This is a genomic window from Aquirufa antheringensis (genome assembly GCF_023921165.1).
Lineage (GTDB): Bacteria > Bacteroidota > Bacteroidia > Cytophagales > Spirosomataceae > Aquirufa > Aquirufa antheringensis.
The window spans coordinates 936,588-956,309 of the sequence record NZ_CP049835.1; the positions used below are offsets into that span (position 1 = coordinate 936,588).

Consider the following 19,722-nt stretch of genomic DNA (forward strand, 5'->3'; position numbering starts at 1 on the left):
TTAGAGTGCTAAGAAATTTTTTAAAATCTGTTCGCCAGCCTTTCCGCTGATCTCCGCGTGAAACTGCGCGGCATAAAAATTATCCTTGTGTAACATCGCCGAAAACGGCTGCACATACTCACAAACCGCTGTCGTATACTGATTTACAGGCGCGTAAAAAGAGTGCACGAAATAGACGAACTCTTCTTCTTTCAGTCCTTTCATTAAAGGATTCTCGCCTTTCTGCACGATCGAATTCCAGCCTACATGCGGAATTTTCAAGTCTTTACTAATGAATTTCTTCACCTCCACGTCAAACACCCCGATGCAATCTGTATTCCCCTCTTCCGAGTGCTTGCACAACAATTGCATTCCGATGCAGGTCGCCAAAACCGGCTGCTTCAACCCCTTTATCACCTCATCCAGGCCTTTTTCTTTCAAATAAGCCATCGCCGTACTCGCCTCACCCACCCCCGGAAAAATCACTTTGTCGGCCTTTTTAATCTCCTCTTGGTCATCTGTCAATTGGTATTTTTGCCCAATACGATCCAACGCGTACATCACCGACGCCACATTCCCCGCATTGTATTTTATGATCGCAATTTCCATAAGCGTACAAAGGTATTAACTTTGGGGGATAATTGCCCCCTTTGCGGGGCCCTTTTATGAACAAAAAACTCGTTTACGAAACGCTCTACCTCGTTTGGATGGGCCTATTGCCCTTGCTGGCGTCTGGCTTTTTGGGCTACTACGCGCTAGCTAATCCTTCGTTTTTCACGACGTTTTCTCTGCTGGGGTCGGTGGTTTTTTGGATTTGCGCCGCTTTGATTATGGGCCTAGCCCTCTGTCCCACGACATTTTTTGCCCTGTTTACGGGCTATGTTTATGGCTTTTCGGGGCTATTGCCGTTGATTTTGGCTTACTCGGCGGCTTCGGCTTTGGGTTATTTTCTTGCCAAAAAGTTCGGCGCGACAGCTTTGCTGTCGCGCGTTCCTTCAACTTTCCTAGCGAACGTGCGTTCATCCTCCTTTTCCTGGGTGTTCCTCGCGCGGCTTTCTCCAATTTTCCCTTTCGCCATCACAAACGCCATCATGGCCTTTGTAGGCGTTCCCTTCCGCGCCTTTATAACGGCTGGAACTTTGGGAATGTTACCGCGAACGTTCTTAGCGGTCTTTACGGGGATCTCTGCTTCATCTTGGGCTTTATTATTTGCCCGTCCCGAATTAGTGCGTTGGCAAGATGTGGTTTCCGTGTTGCTTTTGGTCGTTTCCGCTGTAGGGATGTATCTTTTAGGACGTCGTTCTTTGCGATAAACGAGCCTTCGGCTCAAAGCATAGAGCAAAAAGCACAAAGTATAAAGGTTTCGCTTCCGGCGAATCGGTGTTGGATTTTATGTGATCTGCCTCTATGAGTCCTAAACCCAATAAAGTGCGAAATAAAGTTCGAGCCACTCAGGCAGCTTTTCAGGTATTGACAGATTGTGTCAATACGCGAAAATCACTAAACTAAAATTAGCGAAATTTTACCTCCGGACTCATTTCCTTCGGACTAAGCCACTGCCCACTGACAACTGTCAACTAGCTACTGTGCAATTATCAGTTTATTAAAGGGTTATATCCAAAAAATGGGTTACATTTATCCATGCAACCACTAAACATCAAACTATACGATTTAGCCCGTGCTAAATTGCACCTAAACGACACCGACGCAATGGACTTTGTATCGAGTATTCACGAACTGCAAGATCAACGATTCGAAAATCTGGTGACGAAAGAATACTTGGATCAAAAACTTTCTGAGATACCCGTAAAATTGAATCATTTGGAATTGAGAAGCATAGAACGTATGAACACCTTAGAAATAAGGCTCCTTGAAAAATTCAATAAACTAGAAATTCAGTTAATAGAAGCTAAATTGGAAATATTCCAATGGATGTGCTTCTTTTGGATTACTCAGATGGCGGTCAACGTTGTAGCCATTATGATATTACTCAAAAAATAATCCGCTGACTAAGTCCGCAGGACGACTAAACGACAAAGTCGTGACTAAATCGCGAAGCAATGACTAAGCCGAAGGCGACTAAGACACGAAGTGACGACTGAACGACGCAGTCGTGACTAAGCCCGAAGGGCGACTAAGCCGCAGGCTCCTGCGAATCTATCACCTGAACTTTTCCCCAAAGGTGCATGTTCTCCTCAATGAACTTCTTGTGGAGTGGGTGGTAGAGGTATTCTTTTTCTTTTTCGGCGCTGTCGAAAACAAGGACTACCGAAAAGGTGTAACTTGCTTCTGTAACGGATTTGTCAAAATCGGTGACGATGGGCTTGCCTACGTGGGCTGAGGCGATCATCGGGAGGGTGCCTAACGTTTTTAGGGCGCGGTAGAGTTGATCGGTTTCGGTGGTGGAGGTTGGGTTTTTGGCCCAAAACAACACATGATGTATAAAGGTCATTTTCGTTGAAGGTTCAGCTGATGCCACAAAGGGCAAGGTCGAGGCTAGGGCGATAAAATCGCGGCGGGAGGTTGACATAGGTTTAATATTTTTTCAATTCTACGATGGAAAATCCACAAATCAAAGTGATTGTGACCGGGGTAACCGGGATGGTGGGCGAGGGCGTGATGCTGGAGGCGTTGCGTTCGCCGTTTGTGAAAGAGGTTTTGGCGATTAGTCGCAAGCCGTCTGGACATTCGCACCCGAAATTAAAAGAGTATTTTTTGGCCGATTTTTATCAGCCGGAGGAGATTAAAGAGGTCGTCAAAGATTACGATGCTTGCCTATTTTGCCTCGGAGTTTCGTCCGTGGGGATGAAAGAGGAGGAGTTTAGGCGCAAGACCTATGATTTGACTTTGGGTTTTGCGGCTCAAATGCCCAAACACATAAGCTTCAGCTATATTTCAGGGATGTCCACGGACAGCAGCGAAAAGGGTTCGATTATGTGGGCGCGGGTGAAGGGGAAGACGGAAAATGATTTGAAAAAAATGGGTTTTCGGGATTCGTATTCGTTTAGACCGGGGTATTTGCAGCCAATGAGGGGGAATAAATTCACCTTGAAATACTATAAATACATCGACTGGATGTATCCGCTGCTGCTTTTGGTGGCGGGGAAGACGGCGTCTACTTTGGAAGAATTAGCCAAAGCGATGATCGAGGTGGCTGCCTTTCCGACCGAGAAGAAGACGATTGAGGTGGTGGATATCAAGGCTTTGGCAGAACAAATGAGCCATAGAATCTAGGCAAATTGCCTAGAAATGGGTAATTTTGTGGTGAAATGTAATACAATAAAAGATGGATAAGAAAGTAGTTTTAATGATCTTAGATGGCTGGGGCATCGCAACAAACCCCAAAGTTTCCGCAATCGACGCGGCCAAAACGCCATTTATTTCTTCGCTTTACAGCAAATATGCGCACTCGAAATTAGAGGCGTCCGGCTTAGCAGTAGGCTTACCAGAGGGCCAAATGGGCAACTCGGAAGTGGGACACATGAACTTAGGGGCAGGCCGCGTGGTCTACCAAAACCTCGTTCGCATCAACAAAGCAGTCACTGAAAATACTTTGGGCCAGGAGCCTGAATTAGCGAAAGCATTTGACTATGCCAAAGCAAATAACAAGTCTGTTCACTTCATGGGCCTCGTGTCCGACGGTGGCGTTCACGCACACATCGAGCACTTGAAATCCTTGCTTTCGACGGCGTCAGAGGCAGGTTTGGGCAACGTTTTCGTCCACGCTTTCACAGATGGCCGTGATACGGATCCCAAATCAGGTCTAAAATTCATGACCGATTTATACCAACATACACTTAAAACCAACACGCAAATCGCCTCTGTAACGGGTCGTTACTACGCGATGGACCGCGATAATCGCTGGGAGCGTGTGGCTTTGGCCTACAAAGCAATGGTCCACGGCGAAGGAACCCCTTCTACTGATGTACTAAAATCCATCGAAGCTAGTTACGCGGCTGGTGTAACGGACGAATTCATCCACCCAATCATCATGACCGATGCGTCAGGTGCTCCTATTGGCAACATCCAAGAGGGCGACGTGGTCATCTGCTTCAACTTCCGCACCGACCGTGGTCGCGAAATCACTCAGGCTTTGACGCAGCGTGATTTTTCTGAAGAGGGTATGCACAAATTGAATTTGTACTACTTAACGATGACGGAATACGATAAAGAATTCCAAAACGTCCACGTAATCTTCAACGACTCCAACCTACCAATGACAATGGGTGAGGTCCTAGAGGGCGCGGGTAAAAAACAAATTCGTATCGCCGAAACCGAAAAATACCCACACGTTACGTTCTTCTTCTCTGGCGGCCGCGAGGCCCTTTTCACAGGACAACAAAACATCCTACGCAACTCCCCAAAAGTCGCAACCTACGATCTTCAACCCGAAATGTCTGCCGCCGATCTTCGCGATGCGTTGATCCCAGAATTAGAAAAAGAGGAGGTAGACTTTGTCTGCTTAAACTTCGCTAATCCAGACATGGTAGGCCACACAGGCGTTTTCTCTGCCGTAGTAAAAGCAGTAGAAACCGTCGACGCTTGCGCTGAGGCAGTTGTAACAGCGGGTCTAGCTCACGGTTATTCCTTCATCATCATCGCAGACCACGGAAACGCGGACGTTATGATGAACGAAGATGGTTCACCAAATACAGCTCACTCAACAAACTTGGTTCCGTGTATTTTGGTAGACAACGACTTCAAACCTACGCTTCGCGACGGTAAACTGGGTGATGTGTCTCCTACGATCTTGAAAATGATGGGCGTGGCTCAACCGAAAGAGATGACGGGGGTGGCGTTGTTTTAATTTTCGCAGCGCGAAAATTAAAACAAGTCAAAGAGTCGTTTGCGCTTCGCGGCAAACTTAGTCGCGACTGCGTCGCTTAGTCCGGAGGGAATGAGTCCGATATGGCCCTGAGGTGCTCCTAGGGCACAAATGGGTTAAAATACTTTCAAGGTACTAAATGGCATTTTCGCGTTTTGACACATTCTGTCAATACCTGAAAAGTCGCCTGAGTGCCTCGAAGTTTATTTCACACTTTATTGGGTTTAGAGGCCGGAAAGGCAGATTGCATAAAATCCTCTATACGATTCGCCGCAGGCGAAACCAAATTTATGCTTTGTGCTTTATGCTCTATGCTTTGATTCGAAGAATCTAAAATGCTTTCAATTAAAATAAAAAAAGCCCAGCAAAAATGCCGGGCTTCTTTTATTTTTCAATCGGTTGATTATCCTGATCTACTATCACGAAGACATCCTCTTTGGGACGCTTCATATAATACTTTTCTCGCGCGTATTTCTCTAACAACGCTGGATTGCCCATCACGGCAGCACGCTCCTGTTTCAGCTCTTTTAATTTGTGCCGATAGTATTCGTGTTCTGCCTTCAGGTCTGCCAATTCGGTGTAAAGTCTATATTGGACCGAAAGATCGTTTGTATCTAATACGAACATCCAAACCAACAAAACGGAGGTGGAGACATAATAGAAACGATTTGGCCCTAAAAATAAACTACGTACGCGATCGAGCATAGAATTAGAAATTCAAACCTGGGAAATATGCGTTAGCACCTAATTCCTCCTCAATGCGAAGCAATTGGTTGTATTTAGCCATACGGTCAGAACGAGACGCAGAACCAGTTTTGATTTGGCCTGTGTTCAATGCTACTGCTAAGTCAGCAATCGTAGCATCTTCAGTCTCTCCCGAACGGTGTGACATGATGTTTTTGTAAGAGTTGCGTTTCGCTAAGTTAACTGTGTCGATCGTTTCAGTTAATGAACCGATTTGGTTTACTTTTACTAATACTGCGTTTGCCACGCCTTTGTCGATACCTTGTTGTAAACGCTTCACGTTCGTTACGAATAAATCGTCACCTACTAACTGGCACTTAGAACCGATCAATTTCGTTTGCTCAGCCCAACCTGCCCAATCGTCTTCCGCCATACCGTCTTCGATCGAGATGATTGGGTATTTGTCAGCCCAAGTCTTCCAGTAAGCAGCCATCTCCATAGAGTTCAATTGCTTTCCGTCAGATTTTTTGAACGTGTAAAGACCTGTTTTCTCATCATAGAATTCAGATGCAGCCGCATCCATAGCGATGAAGATTTCTTCGCCTGGCTTGTAACCTGCTTTTTCGATCGATTGCAATACGATTTCGATGGCCTCTTCGTTCGACTTGATGTTCGGTGCAAAACCACCTTCATCACCTACGTTAGTAGAATATCCTTTGGACTTCAACACACCTTTCAATGCGTGGAAAACCTCCGTACCCATACGTAAAGCGTGAGAGAATGACTCCGCTTTCGCTGGCATTACCATGAATTCTTGGAAGTCAATCGAGTTATCCGCGTGAGAACCACCGTTTAAGATGTTCATCATTGGAACTGGTAACGTGTTTGCGTTAACGCCACCGATGTAACGGTATAAAGATAAACCTGCCTCTTGTGCTGCTGCTTTCGCAACCGCCATAGAAACACCTAGGATCGCGTTAGCGCCTAATTTGCTCTTGTTAGGAGTTCCGTCTAATTCAATCATGATGTTATCGATCATGTTTTGCTCAGACACTTCTAAACCCCAAAGTTCTTCAGCAATCGCTGTATTCACGTTCTCAACTGCTTTTAAAACACCTTTTCCTACGTAAACTGATTTGTCTTCATCACGAAGTTCAACTGCCTCGTGGATACCTGTAGAAGCTCCAGATGGAACTGCTGCACGTCCAAAAGCACCGTCTTCCGTCTTGATATCCACCTCAATCGTTGGATTTCCACGTGAATCTAAAATTTGTCTTGCGTGTACATACTGTATTGCACTCATCGTATAATATTTATTTTGATTAAAGAATTACTTATTATTGGCTAAATTGCCTTGCAAAATAACGTAAATTTTGCCTAAAATCCGTATTAAAGTCATGAAAATTCGCATCGCCTATCTGTCATTGATTTTTGTTTCACTACTGAAGCTCAACGCGTTTGGCCAAAATGTAGACGTGGATACCTTCGAAAAGAAGATCAAAGAGACGCCGAACGCTTATTTATTGGATGTCCGTACTTCGGGGGAATTTGGTGGAGGTCATTTGCCAAAGGCGATGAACATCGATTTTCGCTCCCCCGACTTCAGCGCCAAGGTCGCGCAGCTTTCAAAAGATAAACCGGTCTTAATCTATTGTCTTTCGGGCGGACGTTCGGCACAAGCTGCAGAGCAAATGCGCGCGGCTGGTTTTCAAGTAACGGAAATGAAAGGGGGCTATTTGAAATGGACGACTCGTCTGAAGCCTTTGGAGGGAGTCCCCGATGTGAAGCATGACGCGGCTTGGAATTTGGGAGACTTCAAAAAAGAAATCGCCTCATCTGATGTGGTCGTAGTGGATTTTTATGCCAAATGGTGTGCGCCATGCCTTAAAATGATGCCCATCGTCGATAAATTAGCCGAAGAATTCAAAGGTCGCGTGACGGTTTTAAAGGTCGAAGCGGACGGCAACCAGGCCATCATGCAGGCCTACGGAATAGACGAAATCCCGAGTTTCATGGTCTTCTCTAAAGGGGAGTTGATCACCAAAACATCGGGATTCCGGGAAGAGGCCGCGTTAAAAGAACTCTTTACTGCGACCAAGAAGTAGGCTGACGCTCCCAACGGTGCGCACGCAACTCCTCTACTAATGCTGGTGCTAATCCGCGGCCATCTGAGGTCGTAGTATTACTTTCTACGTGCTTAATCTTCCGCATACCTGGAATGATCGTGCCCACATCCGGGTTCGACAGGATGAAACGCAAGGCCATTTCAGGCAAATCCATTCCTTCTGGAACCAATGGTTTCAACGCATTCGCGTGATCCACACTCGAAATCAAATTCTCTGGAACGAAATAAGTCGAACGCCAATCATTCGCCGGGAAAGTCGTTTCATACGTCATCAAACCTGTCAAACTTCCCTCATCAAAAGGAACACGCGCGATGACACCCACATCTAATTTCTTGCATAGCGGGAATAATTGGTCTTCTGGATTTTGGTCAAAAATATTGTAAATCACCTGCACCGAAGAGATCAATCCGGTTTCCAGGGTCTGCAAGCAGTTGTTTGGCTCCCAACGGTTCACCGAAACTCCCCAGTGAGCCACCTTTCCCTCCTTCGTTAATTTCTCCACCGCCATTTTCCACTCATCGCGATCTGCCCACGCATCTTCCCACACATGGAACTGCTGCAAATCTATTTGCTCCACTTTCAGATTGCGCAAACTTTTCTCCGTGTATTCTACGATGTGATCAGCCGGAAAACAGTCTTCGATTTTAAAATGAGACTTGGATGGCCAGGTAAAGTTTTTGGGCGGAATCTTCGTCGCAGCATATAAAGTAGTTTCTTTATGGCGTCTCAATAGACCTCCCAAAATCTCCTCACTCTTACCCTCCGCATAGCCCCAAGCCGTGTCAAAAAAATTACAACCCAGCTCAACCGAACGGTCTAAAGATTTATTGACTTCCTCAATATCTGATCCGGTCCAACCGGCCAAGCCCCACATGCCATATCCCACTTCACTCACATGCCAGTTCGTCCGGCCAAATCGTCTTGTTTTCATAGTGTTTATATATTTCCAAAAATAAGCAAAATTCTCGTTACCCTTGTCCCGTATACTACGTGAAAGACTTGTTTGCAACACCTTTCATGCTGCTTTTTATATGTATTTCATATAAATAATATATGTAAGCTATCGTTTATCAACCGGTAAATAAACGAAATAAGCCCAATAATAGTCAATAACGCAAATAACCTAATTATTATTACAAAAGGGGATCCAAGGACGTAGTTTTGTCTCATCAACTGTTCCAAATTATGACCGTTAATATTAAGAGAGAGCAATGCTATGAACTTCTGATCGGCGATCAAAAAGTTTGTATTGATACTATTTTACGCATCGAAGGCGAAGGAAATTATTCCAAATTCTATTTATCGGACGGACGAAAGATCATCTCCTGCCGAACATTAAAATACTTCGAGCCCAGCCTATTAGATCGCGGATTCATTCGCCCATCTAAATCAGCTATCGTAAACATGAATGCCATTCAGGCGATCGATTTCAATATCCACAAAAGCATTCGATTAGTCAACCAACATCAGGTGACCATCTCGCGTCGCCAAATTAAACCGTTGAAGGATTTGTTTAAAGCTGCTGCGCAGCAGTCGTAGAGCGACTTAGATAAGAGAGTAGAGATTATAGCGTATAGATAGGCCCTCCTGATCCGTAAATACACTTTTAGTAAAATAACGTCGAGGCACTCAGAGGCGTTTTCAGGTATTGACACATTCTGTCAAGATTCAAATATCAAAGTTCAAAGAGCAAAGACCAAAGTTCAAAGCATTGACTAAGACGGAGTCGACTAAATCGCGTAGCGATGACCAAGCCCGCAGGGCGACTAGGGCGCAACGCGCCGACTAAATCGCGTAGCGATGACTAAGCCCGCAGGGCGACTAAAGAGCAACATGCACCAACTTCTTCGTCTCGAAGAAATCCTCTTTAAAGCTTTTGGAAAGATGATAAACCTTGTGCTTTCTACCGAATTCTTGCAATTCCTCCTGCAAGTCTCCGCCTTTAAGGCAAAGCAGACCATTCTTCACATCATGGTAGCTGTTTAGGCTAATCTTATTCTTCACCCAACCGAAGAAAGGCAGCAGACGCGTCACCGCGCGAGATACGACGAATTCGAACTCGCCGTCCACATCTTCGGCACGACCGTGGGTGGCTTGAACATTTTTCAATCCTAGGGCTTCTGCGACGCCTTGAACGACTTTGATCTTCTTCCCGATGCTATCCACAAGGTGGAAGTTTACTTCCGGGAATAGGATGGCCAAAGGGATGCCGGGGAAGCCGCCGCCGGTGCCTACGTCTAAGATTTCGGTGCCGGGTTTGAAATCGACGAATTTGGCGATGGCTAGGGAGTGTAATACGTGGTGCAGCATCAAATTATCAATGTCTTTGCGGGAGATGACGTTGATCTTCTCATTCCACTCCGCGTACAAAGGGAACAATTGCTCGAATTGGGCTAATTGCTGTTCGGTGATGGAGGGGAAATACTGTTTGATGATGGCTGCTTTCATGTTATCGTTTTTTGCGTCTGGCTTTCTTGGATTCTGAAAGCAATTTCTTTGCCTCCGTGTGTTGGGGGGACTTCTTTTCGGCACGCTCTAGTACTTCCTTGCAGAAGTCGACGGCTTCGTCGTAGTGTTGTTGTTGGTAGGAAATGCGGGCTAAACCTAAAACGGAGGCCCAGTAATAACCTGAATCGGTGGCATCCGTCTCCTTAGTGTAGGCCATGCACTGCTTGAAATAGCGCATCGCTTCCGAATGATCACGGTAGACATAGAGGGCGTAATAGCCCAAAATATAGCTGGCGTAGCGACCTGAGGTGCCTTCGTAGCCTATTTGGTGTTGTTCGATGCGGCGTAAGATTTCTTTACATAGGGCCGAAGCTTCCTGTATATTTCCATTCATGTAGGCCGAACGGGCATAGGCACGATGGAAATAGGGATTGTCAGGGAAGGTTTCGGAGGTGTATTTGGCCATTCCGTAAGCCTTCTCATTCATATTCTCGATGCCGTAAATCTGCAAGAGGAAGTAGCGGGCTTCGGTCCGGGTGTAGAATGCTTGGTAAGAAACCTTCTCTAATTGAGCAATTCCTTGCGATTTATCTGCCTTAGGGAAAAGCCACAAGACGGGGCGCAAAAGGGGAAAGTTCTGCTTAATGAAGAAGTAATAGTAGTTATACAAGCCATCGCCGAACATCAATTCCGGGCTGAAATCAGCAAAGTTGCGGGAATATTCGAGGTATTTGAGAGCGTTTTTGGCGGCCAAAGTCGCGCGCGTCCAGTGCTTGCGTTCTGCGTGCAGGCGGCCTTTGAAGCCGTAAGCGGCGGCCATAAAGAAGGCGGCTTCTGGGTTTTCGGTTTCGTCGTAGATCTTTTCGGCCTTTTCGATACTTTGGTCCATATATTCAATCAAGCGATCGTCATAGACTTCATTCTTCGTGTTAGGCACAATTTTCCACCATTGCATCAGGCCCAATAGAAAATCTGGCAGCGGGTGCTGGGGGTATTTGATCTTTAAATAATTGAATTCACGTTCAGCTTCCGGGAAATGGAAGTTATACATCTGGTTAATGGCCACGGTGGCCTCCGTCTGAACTTCGGTGGTGAGCAACAGCATTCCTTTAGAACGCTCCTTTTCAGCCTCATCCGCCTTCTTCCACCATTGTGCATTCGAGTTGAAAGCGGGTAGAAGAAGGCCGAAAAAGAAGGCTAGAATACTAAGATGATATCTCAATTTGATCTCCATTTTGGTTTAAGAATTTAAATTCTGTAATGCCAAATGAGGAATCTTCCATAATCGTAATCCAGGTCTTGTACTTCAAGAACCACTTCATGCGAATAGAAGGGAAACCTTTCGTGAAATAGGCGCTCAAGAAGGGGTGTGCCAAAATGGTCAATTTCTTCTCGTTTTGCTTCGTCACTAAATGTTCCAAATGCTGTTCAACAATGTCAGATACCGCGATACTCGCCGTGATACTTCCTGTTCCTCCGCAGCTAGGGCACGTTTCGTGCGTCGCTACGTTCATCTCAGGACGAACACGCTGGCGGGTGATTTGCATCAAGCCAAACTTCGTTAGCGGCAAAATGGTGTACTTCGAACGATCTCCGCGCATTTCATCGCGCATGATGTCCTGAATTAACTTACGGTTATCCGCCTTCTTCATATCAATGAAGTCGATCACGATAATACCTCCCATATCGCGTAAACGCAATTGGCGAGCTACTTCTTTCGCAGCTTCTCGGTTCACACTTAATGCTGTCGCTTCTTGATCTTCTTCTGAATTCGACTTATTTCCCGAATTCACGTCAATCACGTGCAATGCTTCCGTGTGTTCCACGATTAAATAACCTCCACCAGGCAAAGAAACCGAACGGCCAAAAAGCATTTTCAATTGCTTCTCAATGCCTAATTGCTCAAATAACTTGGTTTTGCTTTGGTGTAACTTAACAATCTTCTCCTTTTCAGGAGCCACATTGTGTACATAGCCTTTTGCCTCATTGTACAATTCTGGTGTATCAACGATGACGTTATCAAAATCATTGTTCAACAAGTCACGTAACATCGAAGTTGCGCGGCTCATTTCTCCAATAATACGGTCTCCAGCTTTGGCATCCACTAATTTCACTAAACCTTCCTCCCATTTCGCAATGGAATCTTTTAGGTCGCGCTCCATTTCTTCCACCGCTTTGCCTTCCGCCACCGTACGCACGATTACACCGTAATTCTTCGGCTTAATCGAGGTCATCAGCTTTTGCAAGCGATTGCGTTCTGCTTTCGACGTGATCTTCTTCGAGATGTTCACACCGTTCGCAAAAGGAACTAAAACAAGGAAACGACCTGCGATGGAAATATCGCAAGATAAACGAGGGCCTTTAGTGGAAATAGGCTCCTTAACGACTTGAACTAAAGCTAAATGTCCTTTTTGAACGGCTTTCTCGATCTTCCCTAATTTATCAATTTCGGGCTCAAGTTTGAAGTTCTCTAAACGGACAACTTTGTTTTTCTTCGTCATCACCTCCCGCGTAAACTTCTGCAGGGTAGGCAAATTAGGACCTAGGTCATGGTAATGCAAGAATGCATCCTTTTCATAACCGATGTCAATAAAAGCGGCGTTCAGTCCTGAAACCAATTTCTTTACTGTGCCAAGATAAATATCTCCTACAGAAAATTGAGGTTCCGACTGTTCTATATGGTACTCTACTATCCTTTTGTCATGCAAAAGGGCGATCCGATCCCCCTTGGGAGTCGAATTAATGATTAATTCATTGCTCACAATTTATGTCGAGAAGAAGGGTACAAGGCCTTTTGGCCTATATAGTCTAAATATACAGGAAATTAAACACCAAAAACAGGCCATTTCGAAAAATGCCTGTTCCTGGGTTACCTAAATGCAAATTCCATGAAGGAAAATGGATTTATGAAGACTATTTCTTCTTGTGACGATTCTTGCGAAGACGCTTCTTTCTTTTGTGAGTAGAGATCTTGTGACGTTTTCTTTTTTTACCGCAAGGCATAATGTTAAGAATTAATGTGTTAAATACTATACGAGATTGACTTTCAACCTCAATGCTCCTGCATTTCTGCAAGCAACTCTTTCGCGGCCTTCTGCTCTTCTGCGTCTTTAGATTGCTCTAAAACACGCTTCAGAACCTTCTGAGCCTCTTCTTTTTTATCTAACTGGGCTAAACAAAAACCGAGATTTAACGCGGCTTTGTGGTTATTCGGCTCCAGCTTCAATATCTGGGTGAATCGTTCTTGGCCTTTGCCAAACTGATTCGATTTAATCGATAATATCCCTAAATTAAACAGCGCTGGCACAAACGTGGGCTCTTGTTCAATCACTTCGCGAAGTAGCGTAATGCCCTTCATCGGAGTAGGTGTATCTACGTAAGTCATCGCCATGTTCGATTTTACCAGCAAGTTGTTCGGGTCGATGGCCAAAGCCTTCGAGAAGTACATTCTTGCTTTTTCTCCCATTTTACCGCCTTTCTGTGCATTCAAAGCATACGTTTGTGCTTCAAAATACAGCTGTCCAGCACGTAAAACGTTCGTCAAACTGGGATGCTGATCCGCATAATTCGCTGCAAAAACCGCAGCAGAATCATAATGACTCGCATTCATAAAAGCGCGCATCAGATTCTCTAAGGCTTTCACCTGTGAGGCATCTGTCTTCGCAGCAGCAAAGGCGGATTTCAATGCAGAAATCTCTTTTAGCTGCGCTGGAGTCAAAGGAGCAGCGTGCTCTTCTTTCTCTGCGACTTTTTCCGTCTTTTCGCTTCCCGCGTCTCGGTTAGCGCCCCCCGAAGGAGTATTTTGTGTCTTTCCCGCCACATTACCTTTCGGTAAAGAGTACAATAGGGCGGTTATCCCTAGGCCTACCAGAAGAATGATCAAAAGGTTTTTTTTCATTATTCTAGACCCTTTTTTAGCTCGAAAGCCTATTTAGTGGGGTCAGTACTCGTTTTTACTTGCTCTACAAATACTTTCGCTGGCTTAAAGCTAGGCACATAATGTGCGTCGATTGTGATCGCCGTATTCTTAGAAATGTTGCGAGCGATCTTCTGCGCGCGTTTTTTGTTGATGAAGCTACCAAAACCACGAACATAAATATTCTCTTGGTTTGCTAGGTTGTTTTTAACTACTTCGAAAAATGACTCTAACGTTTCCGATACATCTTTCTTATCAATCCCTGTTTTGCTGGCAATCTCAGCAATTACATCTGCCTTAGTCACGTTTTATAAATTTATTAAATGATGATTCTTAGGTAATTACAATTTCCCCTCCGTAAAAGGGACACAAAAGTAACGTTTTTCTCTCAATTCTCTAAAAATTCTTTCGAAATCGGGGTGATTTTTTTCGTAAATTTGATTTTATCCATGCAAAAAAGCCCTTTACATCCTTTTTCGGCCACTATTATGGCCTGGTACGCGGAACACCAGCGCGAGCTGCCGTGGCGACAAACGAAGGATCCGTATGCGATTTGGCTATCAGAAATCATCTTGCAGCAGACACGAGTGGCGCAGGGTCTGCCCTATTTTGAGCGATTAATCACCGCATTTCCTACGGTACGCGATTTAGCCGAGGCTCCCGAGGCCTCTCTTTTACGTTTATGGCAAGGCTTAGGCTACTATTCCCGGGCTCGGAATCTCCAAAAAGCAGCCCAAATGGTCATGCGCGACTTCGCAGGCATGTTTCCGCAAAGCTATGACGAGATTATTCGCTTACCCGGCGTGGGTCCGTATACCGCAGCAGCGATTGCCTCTTTTGCTTTTGATGAGGCCAAAGCCGTAGTAGACGGCAATGTATACCGGGTTTTATCTCGTGTCTTTGCCATTGAAACGGATATTGCGTCTTCTGCGGCGCGTGGTGTTTTCACCTCTTTAGCGCAGTCTTTGATCCCAATGCAGGATCCGGCGACCTTTAATCAGGCGATCATGGAGTTTGGCGCTTTGCAATGCACGCCAGCACCGGATTGTTCGGATTGTCCTTTGCGTGTCTCGTGTGCGGCTTTAAGTTTAGGTCGCGTAGCCGAATTACCTCTAAAGTCGAAAAAGACGAAGGTCAAAGAGATAGAAATGAATTACCTCGTCATCGAGCAAAATGGCCAGCTTCTAGTGCGAGAACGTACGGAAAAGGGTATTTGGAAGGGATTGTGGGAGTTTTATCTCATCGAAGATTCATGCGATTGGTTGCCTTTTCAGCGCCAAGCCTTGAAATCCCCACCCGTTCATCTTTTGAGTCACCGCAAAATCCATTGCGACGCTTGGTATGTTCAAGTTCCTGATAATTTTGCCATCGCGATTCCTGAGGGATATGGCTGGATGAGCCCCTCAGACTTCGAGAGCAAAGGAAAACCAGTTTTGCTTTTGAACCTAATAACTGATAATTTAGATTGTCCTATTTTACAAGACATTTCGCCCACGTACCTTTAGGCAATGCAAGGAGCCTTGCTGAGCTAACCCTTTAAACGACAAATCATTATGGCTGGAGTAAACAAAGTTATTTTACTAGGAAATTTAGGTGCTGACCCAGAGGTGCGCGCCCTACCTAGCGGTGTAAAAGTGGCAAATATTAACATTGCGACCTCTGAGTCGTATACGGGAAAGGACGGACAGCGAGTAGACCAAACCGAATGGCACCGCGTAGAGCTTTGGGATAACTTAGCGAACATCGCAGAACAATATTTGAAGAAAGGAAATCAAGTCTATATCGAAGGAAAAATTCGTTCCGAAGAATGGCAAGATAAAAATGGCGCGACCGTTCGCGGTTACAAAGTGCGGGCGACGTCGATCAATTTAATCGGAGGGCGTAACGAAGGGTCGCCAGCGTCTGCTCCGGCGGCAGAAAGACCAAAGCCTGAAGCCGTTTTAGCCGGTGCTTCGAAGACCGATCCATTTCCACCCATGATGGAAGAAGGGGACGATCTACCGTTTTAAATTTTTGTTACAAAAAAGGGGATATCGCGTTTCGTATTCCCTTTTTTGTAAATTTGTGTCGATCAGTTCACCCAAATTATGGACCCAGACCCCTTACCCAATCTGTTTTTACTCGCCTTGGAGCCTTCCATTAGTGTGAGTTCGATTGCGCTTATTTCCTTCATTTTAGTGGCTCTATTGTTCCTATCCGCTGTTTTAGCTGGATCAGAAGTAGCGTTCTTTTCATTGAACGCAGACCAGCGTATTAGCCTGCGCGAGAGTGAATTAGGCAGTGAGAAAAAGGTGAGTCAATTGCTCGATAAACCCCAGCAATTACTAGCTACTTTGTTGATTGCCATCAACTTTATCAATATTATTTTCATTACCCTAGCAAATTATTTAACCTCGATGGTCCTAGGTCAGCAGTCCATGGAGACCTTGCTCGTGACCTTGTTTTTATTGTTTGGGGTGACGTTTATTATCACGTTTTTTGGAGAATTGATTCCCAAAGTATGGGCCCAGCAAAATAACCTGAACTTCGCCCGCTACTCTGCTCCTCTCATCAGCTTCTTGAATTTTGTGTTTGCTCCCCTTTCCAAAGCGCTTCTGGGCATTTCGGGCTTAATCGAGAAACGCGTGAAGAAGAAATCCTATACACTGACTTCCCAAGAATTGAACCAGGCACTAGAGATTACGACGGATGAAAACACGAGTGATCGGGAGAAAGATATTTTACGTGGAATTCTGAATTTTGGGAATATCTCCGTGAAATCGGTCATGCAGGCAAGACGCGACATTGTGGCCTTCGATACGAGTATGAATTTCCACGAGTTAATGGACCTCATCAATAAGAATGGCTATTCGCGGGTGCCCGTTTACAACGAAACGATCGACAAGATCGAAGGAATTTTATACATCAAAGATTTGCTGAAGCACATCGATCAGGACGAGAAATTCGACTGGTTACCGCTTTTGCATAGTCCGTTTTTTGTACCGGAAAACAAGAAAATCGATGATTTACTCTACGATTTCCAAGAAAAACGCGTACACATGGCGGTCATCGTGAACGAATACGGCGAGACTGAAGGGCTCGTAACAATGGAGGACATCATCGAGGAGATCGTAGGTGAAATCAATGACGAGTTCGATGAGGTAGAAGCGGATTACAAGAAAATAGGCGATAACATTTATGTGTTCGAGGCAAAGACCTCTTTAAATGATTTCTGCCGCGTTTTTGAGATCGAGGCTTCCTATTTCGAGAAGGCCAAAGGCGAAAGTGAAACGCTGGCAGGATTGATTATCGAACTTTTTGGTCGTATTCCGAGTGCAGGAGAAGAAATCGAATTCGAAGACTTTACCTTCAAGGTTCAATCAGTCGATACCCGCCGCATTAAGAAGGTGCGCGTAACACAACGTGTTTCAGCAGACCAAGACGATTCCCAGAATTAAGTTACGATCATTAATTTCGCGAAGCTCAATAAGAGCGTCTTCTCGCCTACTCCGTTTTCAAAATCAATCACCGCTTTGCGTTCCGCGCCATTGACTTCAATGCGTTTGATGAGGCCGAAACCGAATTTAGCGTGTTCGACTTTTTGGCCGGCTGCTAACGCTAAGGCATCTGTGGCCTGGAAGTTCGCCGAAACTACGTGCTGGTAATTCGTATTCGTCGTAGGCTTTTGAATCAATTGGGCTGCTGATGGAGCCGGTTTCGCGGTAAAGCCGGTCTTTTGAACCGGGCGGAAACTAGATACTTCTTTGCGCGCGCCAGCGGGTTTTGCCATCTTCACAAAGTTCGGATCTAATTCATTCAAGAAGCGACTCGGCTCACAAGCCTTCAATCGACCAAACTGGTAACGGGATTCCGCATACGAGATTTGCAATTTCTTCTCTGCCCGAGTCACGGCCACGTAGAACAAGCGGCGTTCCTCTTCCAGGTCCTGCTGGGACTGCAACATCATTTGGGAAGGAAATAAATCTTCCTCTAATCCCACTAAAAAGACTCGGTTGAATTCTAGACCCTTCGCCGAGTGAATCGTCATCAACGTCACCTTATCGCGATCCGCCGGATCTTCGTCCGCATCTGCATTCGTTAGTAAGGAAACCGATTGCAAGAAAGTCGCTAGTGATTTGTCCTCGTTTTCTGGATTATCCACAAAGGACTTGATGGCATTCAGTAATTCTTGTAAGTTTTGGTAGCGCGCAAGACCTTCTACCGTCTTGTCTTCGTATAATTCGCGCAACAAACCCGAAGCTTTCGCCACGTGATTCGCCACTTCGTACGCATCTTTTTGTTCGACCTCCACCATCAATTTGAAGGACTTGATCAAATCAGAGAAAGCCTCGATTCCGGCACTCCCGCGAGCCGCCTGGAATTGGGAGATATTCGAAACCACGTCCCAAATAGGTACATTATTTTCCGCCGCCGTCACCACAATTTTCGCGATGGTCGTGTCTCCAATACCGCGTTTAGGCAAGTTGATGATGCGCTTAAAGGCCTCCTCATCGTTCTGGTTCACTGTAAAACGCAAATACCCGAGCACGTCTTTGATCTCCTTGCGTTGGTAGAAAGAGACACCACCGATGATGCGGTATTTGATGTTCAATCGACGTAAGGCCTCCTCAAAAGAACGGGATTGGGCGTTCGTGCGGTATAAAATGGCAAAATCAGACCAAGTCAAATTTTCTTTTTGGGCAGCTTCGAAAATCGCCGAAGCAATCATGCGGCCTTCCTCGTTATCGCTGGAAGCGCGGATGATTTCGATGTCATCGCCATCCTCGTTCGAAGTGAAGACATCTTTCTTTAATTGGTTTTTATTACGGGAGATGATCGAATTCGCAACGGCCACGATGGCCTTCGTGGAACGGTAATTCTCCTCTAATTTAATGGTCACTAAATCCGAATAATCGCGCTCGAAGTTCAAGATATTCTGGATATCCGCGCCGCGGAAGGCATAAATGGACTGAGCATCATCCCCTACCACGCAAATGTTGCGGTTCACGGCGGACAATTTCTTCGTGATTAAATATTGGGAAACGTTCGTATCCTGAAACTCATCCACCATCACGTGCTTGAACTTGTGTTGGTATTTATTCAATACGTCCAAATGGTCGCGGAAGAGGATGTTGGTTTGGAACAATAAATCATCAAAATCCATTGCGTTTGCTGCGAAGCAACGCGCACAGTACAATTGGTATAATTCGCCCATCGCCGGGATGCGCGCGAGGCGATCTTCTTCAGCTAAAATGGAAGAACCGGTGTATTGTGCCGGACCGATCAAGCGGTTTTTCGCATTAGAGATTCGGTTCAAGACCAAATTCACTTTGTACACTTTATCGTCTAAATTCTTCTCCTTAATCAGCGCGCGGATCAGGGATTTAGAATCGTCTGTATCGTAAATAGAAAAGTTCGAGGTGTAGCCGAGACGGGTGCCTTCGAAACGAAGAATTTTGGCAAAAATCGAGTGAAACGTCCCCATCCAAATGTTCTTCGCCGCATTCCCGATCACCGTTTCAATCCGGTGACGCATCTCGCCCGCCGCCTTGTTCGTAAAGGTCAACAGCAAGATCGCAAATGGATCCACGCCTTTCTCAATCAAATGCGCCGTACGGTAGGTCAGCACGCGGGTCTTTCCAGATCCGGCACCGGCGATGATCATCAAAGGACCATCAATATGTTCGACTGCTTTTCGTTGAGGCTCGTTCAGGCCAGCTAGGTAATCCATCTGTTTTGGGCTAATCAATTAGGGCTTCAAAAAT

Annotated in this window: 20 protein-coding genes; 9 read left to right on the forward strand and 11 right to left on the reverse strand. The window is 45.5% G+C overall.

What is annotated here, in order from left to right; genetic code table 11:
• Positions 1-588, reverse strand: coding sequence for an imidazole glycerol phosphate synthase subunit HisH (gene hisH, locus G9X63_RS04360; protein WP_252624564.1), 588 nt, complete (start codon positions 586-588; stop codon positions 1-3).
• A 56-nt stretch (positions 589-644) separates the two neighbouring features.
• On the opposite strand from hisH, the gene G9X63_RS04365 reads away from it, so the two are divergent.
• Both G9X63_RS04365 and G9X63_RS04370 read left to right on the forward strand, forming a co-directional pair.
• A complete protein-coding gene (locus tag G9X63_RS04365; protein WP_252624566.1) occupies positions 645-1,292 on the forward strand; it encodes a TVP38/TMEM64 family protein in 648 nt (215 codons plus the stop codon).
• Positions 1,293-1,620: 328 nt separating this feature from the next.
• On the forward strand, positions 1,621-1,980 hold the full coding sequence (locus G9X63_RS04370) for a hypothetical protein (RefSeq protein WP_252624568.1): 360 nt from the start codon (positions 1,621-1,623) through the stop codon (positions 1,978-1,980).
• Positions 1,981-2,113: 133 nt separating this feature from the next.
• On the opposite strand, the gene G9X63_RS04375 is transcribed toward G9X63_RS04370, so the two are convergent.
• Positions 2,114-2,509 carry a Dabb family protein gene (locus G9X63_RS04375; RefSeq protein WP_252624570.1) on the reverse strand — a complete coding sequence of 132 codons (396 nt, stop codon included), beginning with the start codon at positions 2,507-2,509 and terminating at the stop codon, positions 2,114-2,116.
• Between the two features lie 26 nt (positions 2,510-2,535).
• On the opposite strand from G9X63_RS04375, the gene G9X63_RS04380 reads away from it, so the two are divergent.
• Positions 2,536-3,213, forward strand: coding sequence for an NAD-dependent epimerase/dehydratase family protein (locus G9X63_RS04380; RefSeq protein ID WP_252624572.1), 678 nt, complete (start codon positions 2,536-2,538; stop codon positions 3,211-3,213).
• 52 nt (positions 3,214-3,265) lie between these two features.
• Positions 3,266-4,786, forward strand: a complete 1,521-nt coding sequence (gene gpmI, locus G9X63_RS04385; protein WP_252624574.1) for a 2,3-bisphosphoglycerate-independent phosphoglycerate mutase — start codon at positions 3,266-3,268, stop codon at positions 4,784-4,786.
• 402 nt (positions 4,787-5,188) lie between these two features.
• Here the strand turns inward: gpmI and G9X63_RS04390 are convergent, their stop codons facing one another.
• Positions 5,189-5,509 (reverse strand): FtsB family cell division protein, encoded by a 321-nt coding sequence (locus G9X63_RS04390; protein WP_252624576.1) that lies wholly within the window; start codon positions 5,507-5,509, stop codon positions 5,189-5,191.
• 4 nt (positions 5,510-5,513) lie between these two features.
• Positions 5,514-6,791: a phosphopyruvate hydratase gene (gene eno, locus G9X63_RS04395; protein ID WP_130922293.1), complete on the reverse strand. Its 1,278-nt coding sequence runs from the start codon at positions 6,789-6,791 to the stop codon at positions 5,514-5,516.
• Positions 6,792-6,885: 94 nt separating this feature from the next.
• Here eno and G9X63_RS04400 point away from each other — a divergent pair, with 94 nt between their 5' ends.
• Positions 6,886-7,593 (forward strand): thioredoxin domain-containing protein, encoded by a 708-nt coding sequence (locus tag G9X63_RS04400; RefSeq protein WP_252624578.1) that lies wholly within the window; start codon positions 6,886-6,888, stop codon positions 7,591-7,593.
• On the opposite strand, the gene G9X63_RS04405 is transcribed toward G9X63_RS04400, so the two are convergent.
• The gene (locus tag G9X63_RS04405; RefSeq protein ID WP_252624580.1) at positions 7,574-8,545 is read right to left on the reverse strand and encodes an aldo/keto reductase; all 972 of its coding nucleotides are present in this window, start codon (positions 8,543-8,545) and stop codon (positions 7,574-7,576) included. The two genes, G9X63_RS04400 and G9X63_RS04405, sit on opposite strands and share 20 nt — an antisense overlap.
• Positions 8,546-8,799: 254 nt before the next feature.
• On the opposite strand from G9X63_RS04405, the gene G9X63_RS04410 reads away from it, so the two are divergent.
• Positions 8,800-9,153, forward strand: a complete 354-nt coding sequence (locus G9X63_RS04410; protein WP_130922295.1) for a LytR/AlgR family response regulator transcription factor — start codon at positions 8,800-8,802, stop codon at positions 9,151-9,153.
• A 282-nt stretch (positions 9,154-9,435) separates the two neighbouring features.
• Here G9X63_RS04410 and rsmG read toward each other — a convergent pair whose 3' ends face one another.
• From rsmG to G9X63_RS04435, 5 genes are all read right to left on the reverse strand, one after another.
• Positions 9,436-10,062, reverse strand: coding sequence for a 16S rRNA (guanine(527)-N(7))-methyltransferase RsmG (gene rsmG / locus G9X63_RS04415; RefSeq protein WP_130922296.1), 627 nt, complete (start codon positions 10,060-10,062; stop codon positions 9,436-9,438).
• A 1-nt stretch (position 10,063) separates the two neighbouring features.
• Complete coding sequence (locus G9X63_RS04420; RefSeq protein ID WP_252624582.1) at positions 10,064-11,284, reverse strand: tetratricopeptide repeat protein; 1,221 nt, start codon at positions 11,282-11,284, stop codon at positions 10,064-10,066.
• Positions 11,268-12,824, reverse strand: coding sequence for an Rne/Rng family ribonuclease (locus tag G9X63_RS04425; protein WP_130895759.1), 1,557 nt, complete (start codon positions 12,822-12,824; stop codon positions 11,268-11,270). The genes G9X63_RS04420 and G9X63_RS04425 overlap by 17 nt, the downstream gene beginning before the upstream one ends.
• Before the next feature lie 290 nt (positions 12,825-13,114).
• Complete coding sequence (locus G9X63_RS04430; RefSeq protein ID WP_252624584.1) at positions 13,115-13,960, reverse strand: tetratricopeptide repeat protein; 846 nt, start codon at positions 13,958-13,960, stop codon at positions 13,115-13,117.
• 29 nt (positions 13,961-13,989) lie between these two features.
• Positions 13,990-14,283, reverse strand: a complete 294-nt coding sequence (locus G9X63_RS04435) for an HU family DNA-binding protein (protein ID WP_130895757.1) — start codon at positions 14,281-14,283, stop codon at positions 13,990-13,992.
• A 144-nt stretch (positions 14,284-14,427) separates the two neighbouring features.
• Between G9X63_RS04435 and mutY the strand changes: the two genes are divergently transcribed.
• The 3 genes from mutY to gldE all read left to right on the forward strand — a co-directional run bounded on the left by mutY (position 14,428) and on the right by gldE (position 17,415).
• Positions 14,428-15,483 carry an A/G-specific adenine glycosylase gene (mutY, locus tag G9X63_RS04440; RefSeq protein ID WP_252624586.1) on the forward strand — a complete coding sequence of 352 codons (1,056 nt, stop codon included), beginning with the start codon at positions 14,428-14,430 and terminating at the stop codon, positions 15,481-15,483.
• Between the two features lie 48 nt (positions 15,484-15,531).
• A complete protein-coding gene (locus G9X63_RS04445) occupies positions 15,532-15,987 on the forward strand; it encodes a single-stranded DNA-binding protein (protein WP_130895755.1) in 456 nt (151 codons plus the stop codon).
• A 78-nt stretch (positions 15,988-16,065) separates the two neighbouring features.
• Positions 16,066-17,415 carry a gliding motility-associated protein GldE gene (gene gldE / locus G9X63_RS04450; RefSeq protein WP_130922300.1) on the forward strand — a complete coding sequence of 450 codons (1,350 nt, stop codon included), beginning with the start codon at positions 16,066-16,068 and terminating at the stop codon, positions 17,413-17,415.
• On the opposite strand, the gene G9X63_RS04455 is transcribed toward gldE, so the two are convergent.
• Positions 17,412-19,688 (reverse strand): ATP-dependent helicase, encoded by a 2,277-nt coding sequence (locus G9X63_RS04455; protein WP_252624587.1) that lies wholly within the window; start codon positions 19,686-19,688, stop codon positions 17,412-17,414. The genes gldE and G9X63_RS04455 overlap by 4 nt on opposite strands.
• Positions 19,689-19,722: the final 34 nt, after the last annotated feature.

Excerpts from the sequence above, each read along its gene's own strand:
- hisH (WP_252624564.1), bottom strand. The coding sequence starts at position 588 with ATGGAAATTGCGATCATAAAATACAATGCGGGGAATGTGGCGTCGGTG.
- G9X63_RS04365 (WP_252624566.1), top strand. The coding sequence starts at position 645 with ATGAACAAAAAACTCGTTTACGAAACGCTCTACCTCGTTTGGATGGGC.
- G9X63_RS04370 (WP_252624568.1), top strand. The coding sequence starts at position 1,621 with ATGCAACCACTAAACATCAAACTATACGATTTAGCCCGTGCTAAATTG.
- G9X63_RS04375 (WP_252624570.1), bottom strand. The coding sequence starts at position 2,509 with ATGTCAACCTCCCGCCGCGATTTTATCGCCCTAGCCTCGACCTTGCCC.
- G9X63_RS04380 (WP_252624572.1), top strand. The coding sequence starts at position 2,536 with ATGGAAAATCCACAAATCAAAGTGATTGTGACCGGGGTAACCGGGATG.
- gpmI (WP_252624574.1), top strand. The coding sequence starts at position 3,266 with ATGGATAAGAAAGTAGTTTTAATGATCTTAGATGGCTGGGGCATCGCA.
- G9X63_RS04390 (WP_252624576.1), bottom strand. The coding sequence starts at position 5,509 with ATGCTCGATCGCGTACGTAGTTTATTTTTAGGGCCAAATCGTTTCTAT.
- eno (WP_130922293.1), bottom strand. The coding sequence starts at position 6,791 with ATGAGTGCAATACAGTATGTACACGCAAGACAAATTTTAGATTCACGT.
- G9X63_RS04400 (WP_252624578.1), top strand. The coding sequence starts at position 6,886 with ATGAAAATTCGCATCGCCTATCTGTCATTGATTTTTGTTTCACTACTG.
- G9X63_RS04405 (WP_252624580.1), bottom strand. The coding sequence starts at position 8,545 with ATGAAAACAAGACGATTTGGCCGGACGAACTGGCATGTGAGTGAAGTG.
- G9X63_RS04410 (WP_130922295.1), top strand. The coding sequence starts at position 8,800 with ATGACCGTTAATATTAAGAGAGAGCAATGCTATGAACTTCTGATCGGC.
- rsmG (WP_130922296.1), bottom strand. The coding sequence starts at position 10,062 with ATGAAAGCAGCCATCATCAAACAGTATTTCCCCTCCATCACCGAACAG.
- G9X63_RS04430 (WP_252624584.1), bottom strand. The coding sequence starts at position 13,960 with ATGAAAAAAAACCTTTTGATCATTCTTCTGGTAGGCCTAGGGATAACC.
- mutY (WP_252624586.1), top strand. The coding sequence starts at position 14,428 with ATGCAAAAAAGCCCTTTACATCCTTTTTCGGCCACTATTATGGCCTGG.
- G9X63_RS04445 (WP_130895755.1), top strand. The coding sequence starts at position 15,532 with ATGGCTGGAGTAAACAAAGTTATTTTACTAGGAAATTTAGGTGCTGAC.
- gldE (WP_130922300.1), top strand. The coding sequence starts at position 16,066 with ATGGACCCAGACCCCTTACCCAATCTGTTTTTACTCGCCTTGGAGCCT.
- G9X63_RS04455 (WP_252624587.1), bottom strand. The coding sequence starts at position 19,688 with ATGGATTACCTAGCTGGCCTGAACGAGCCTCAACGAAAAGCAGTCGAA.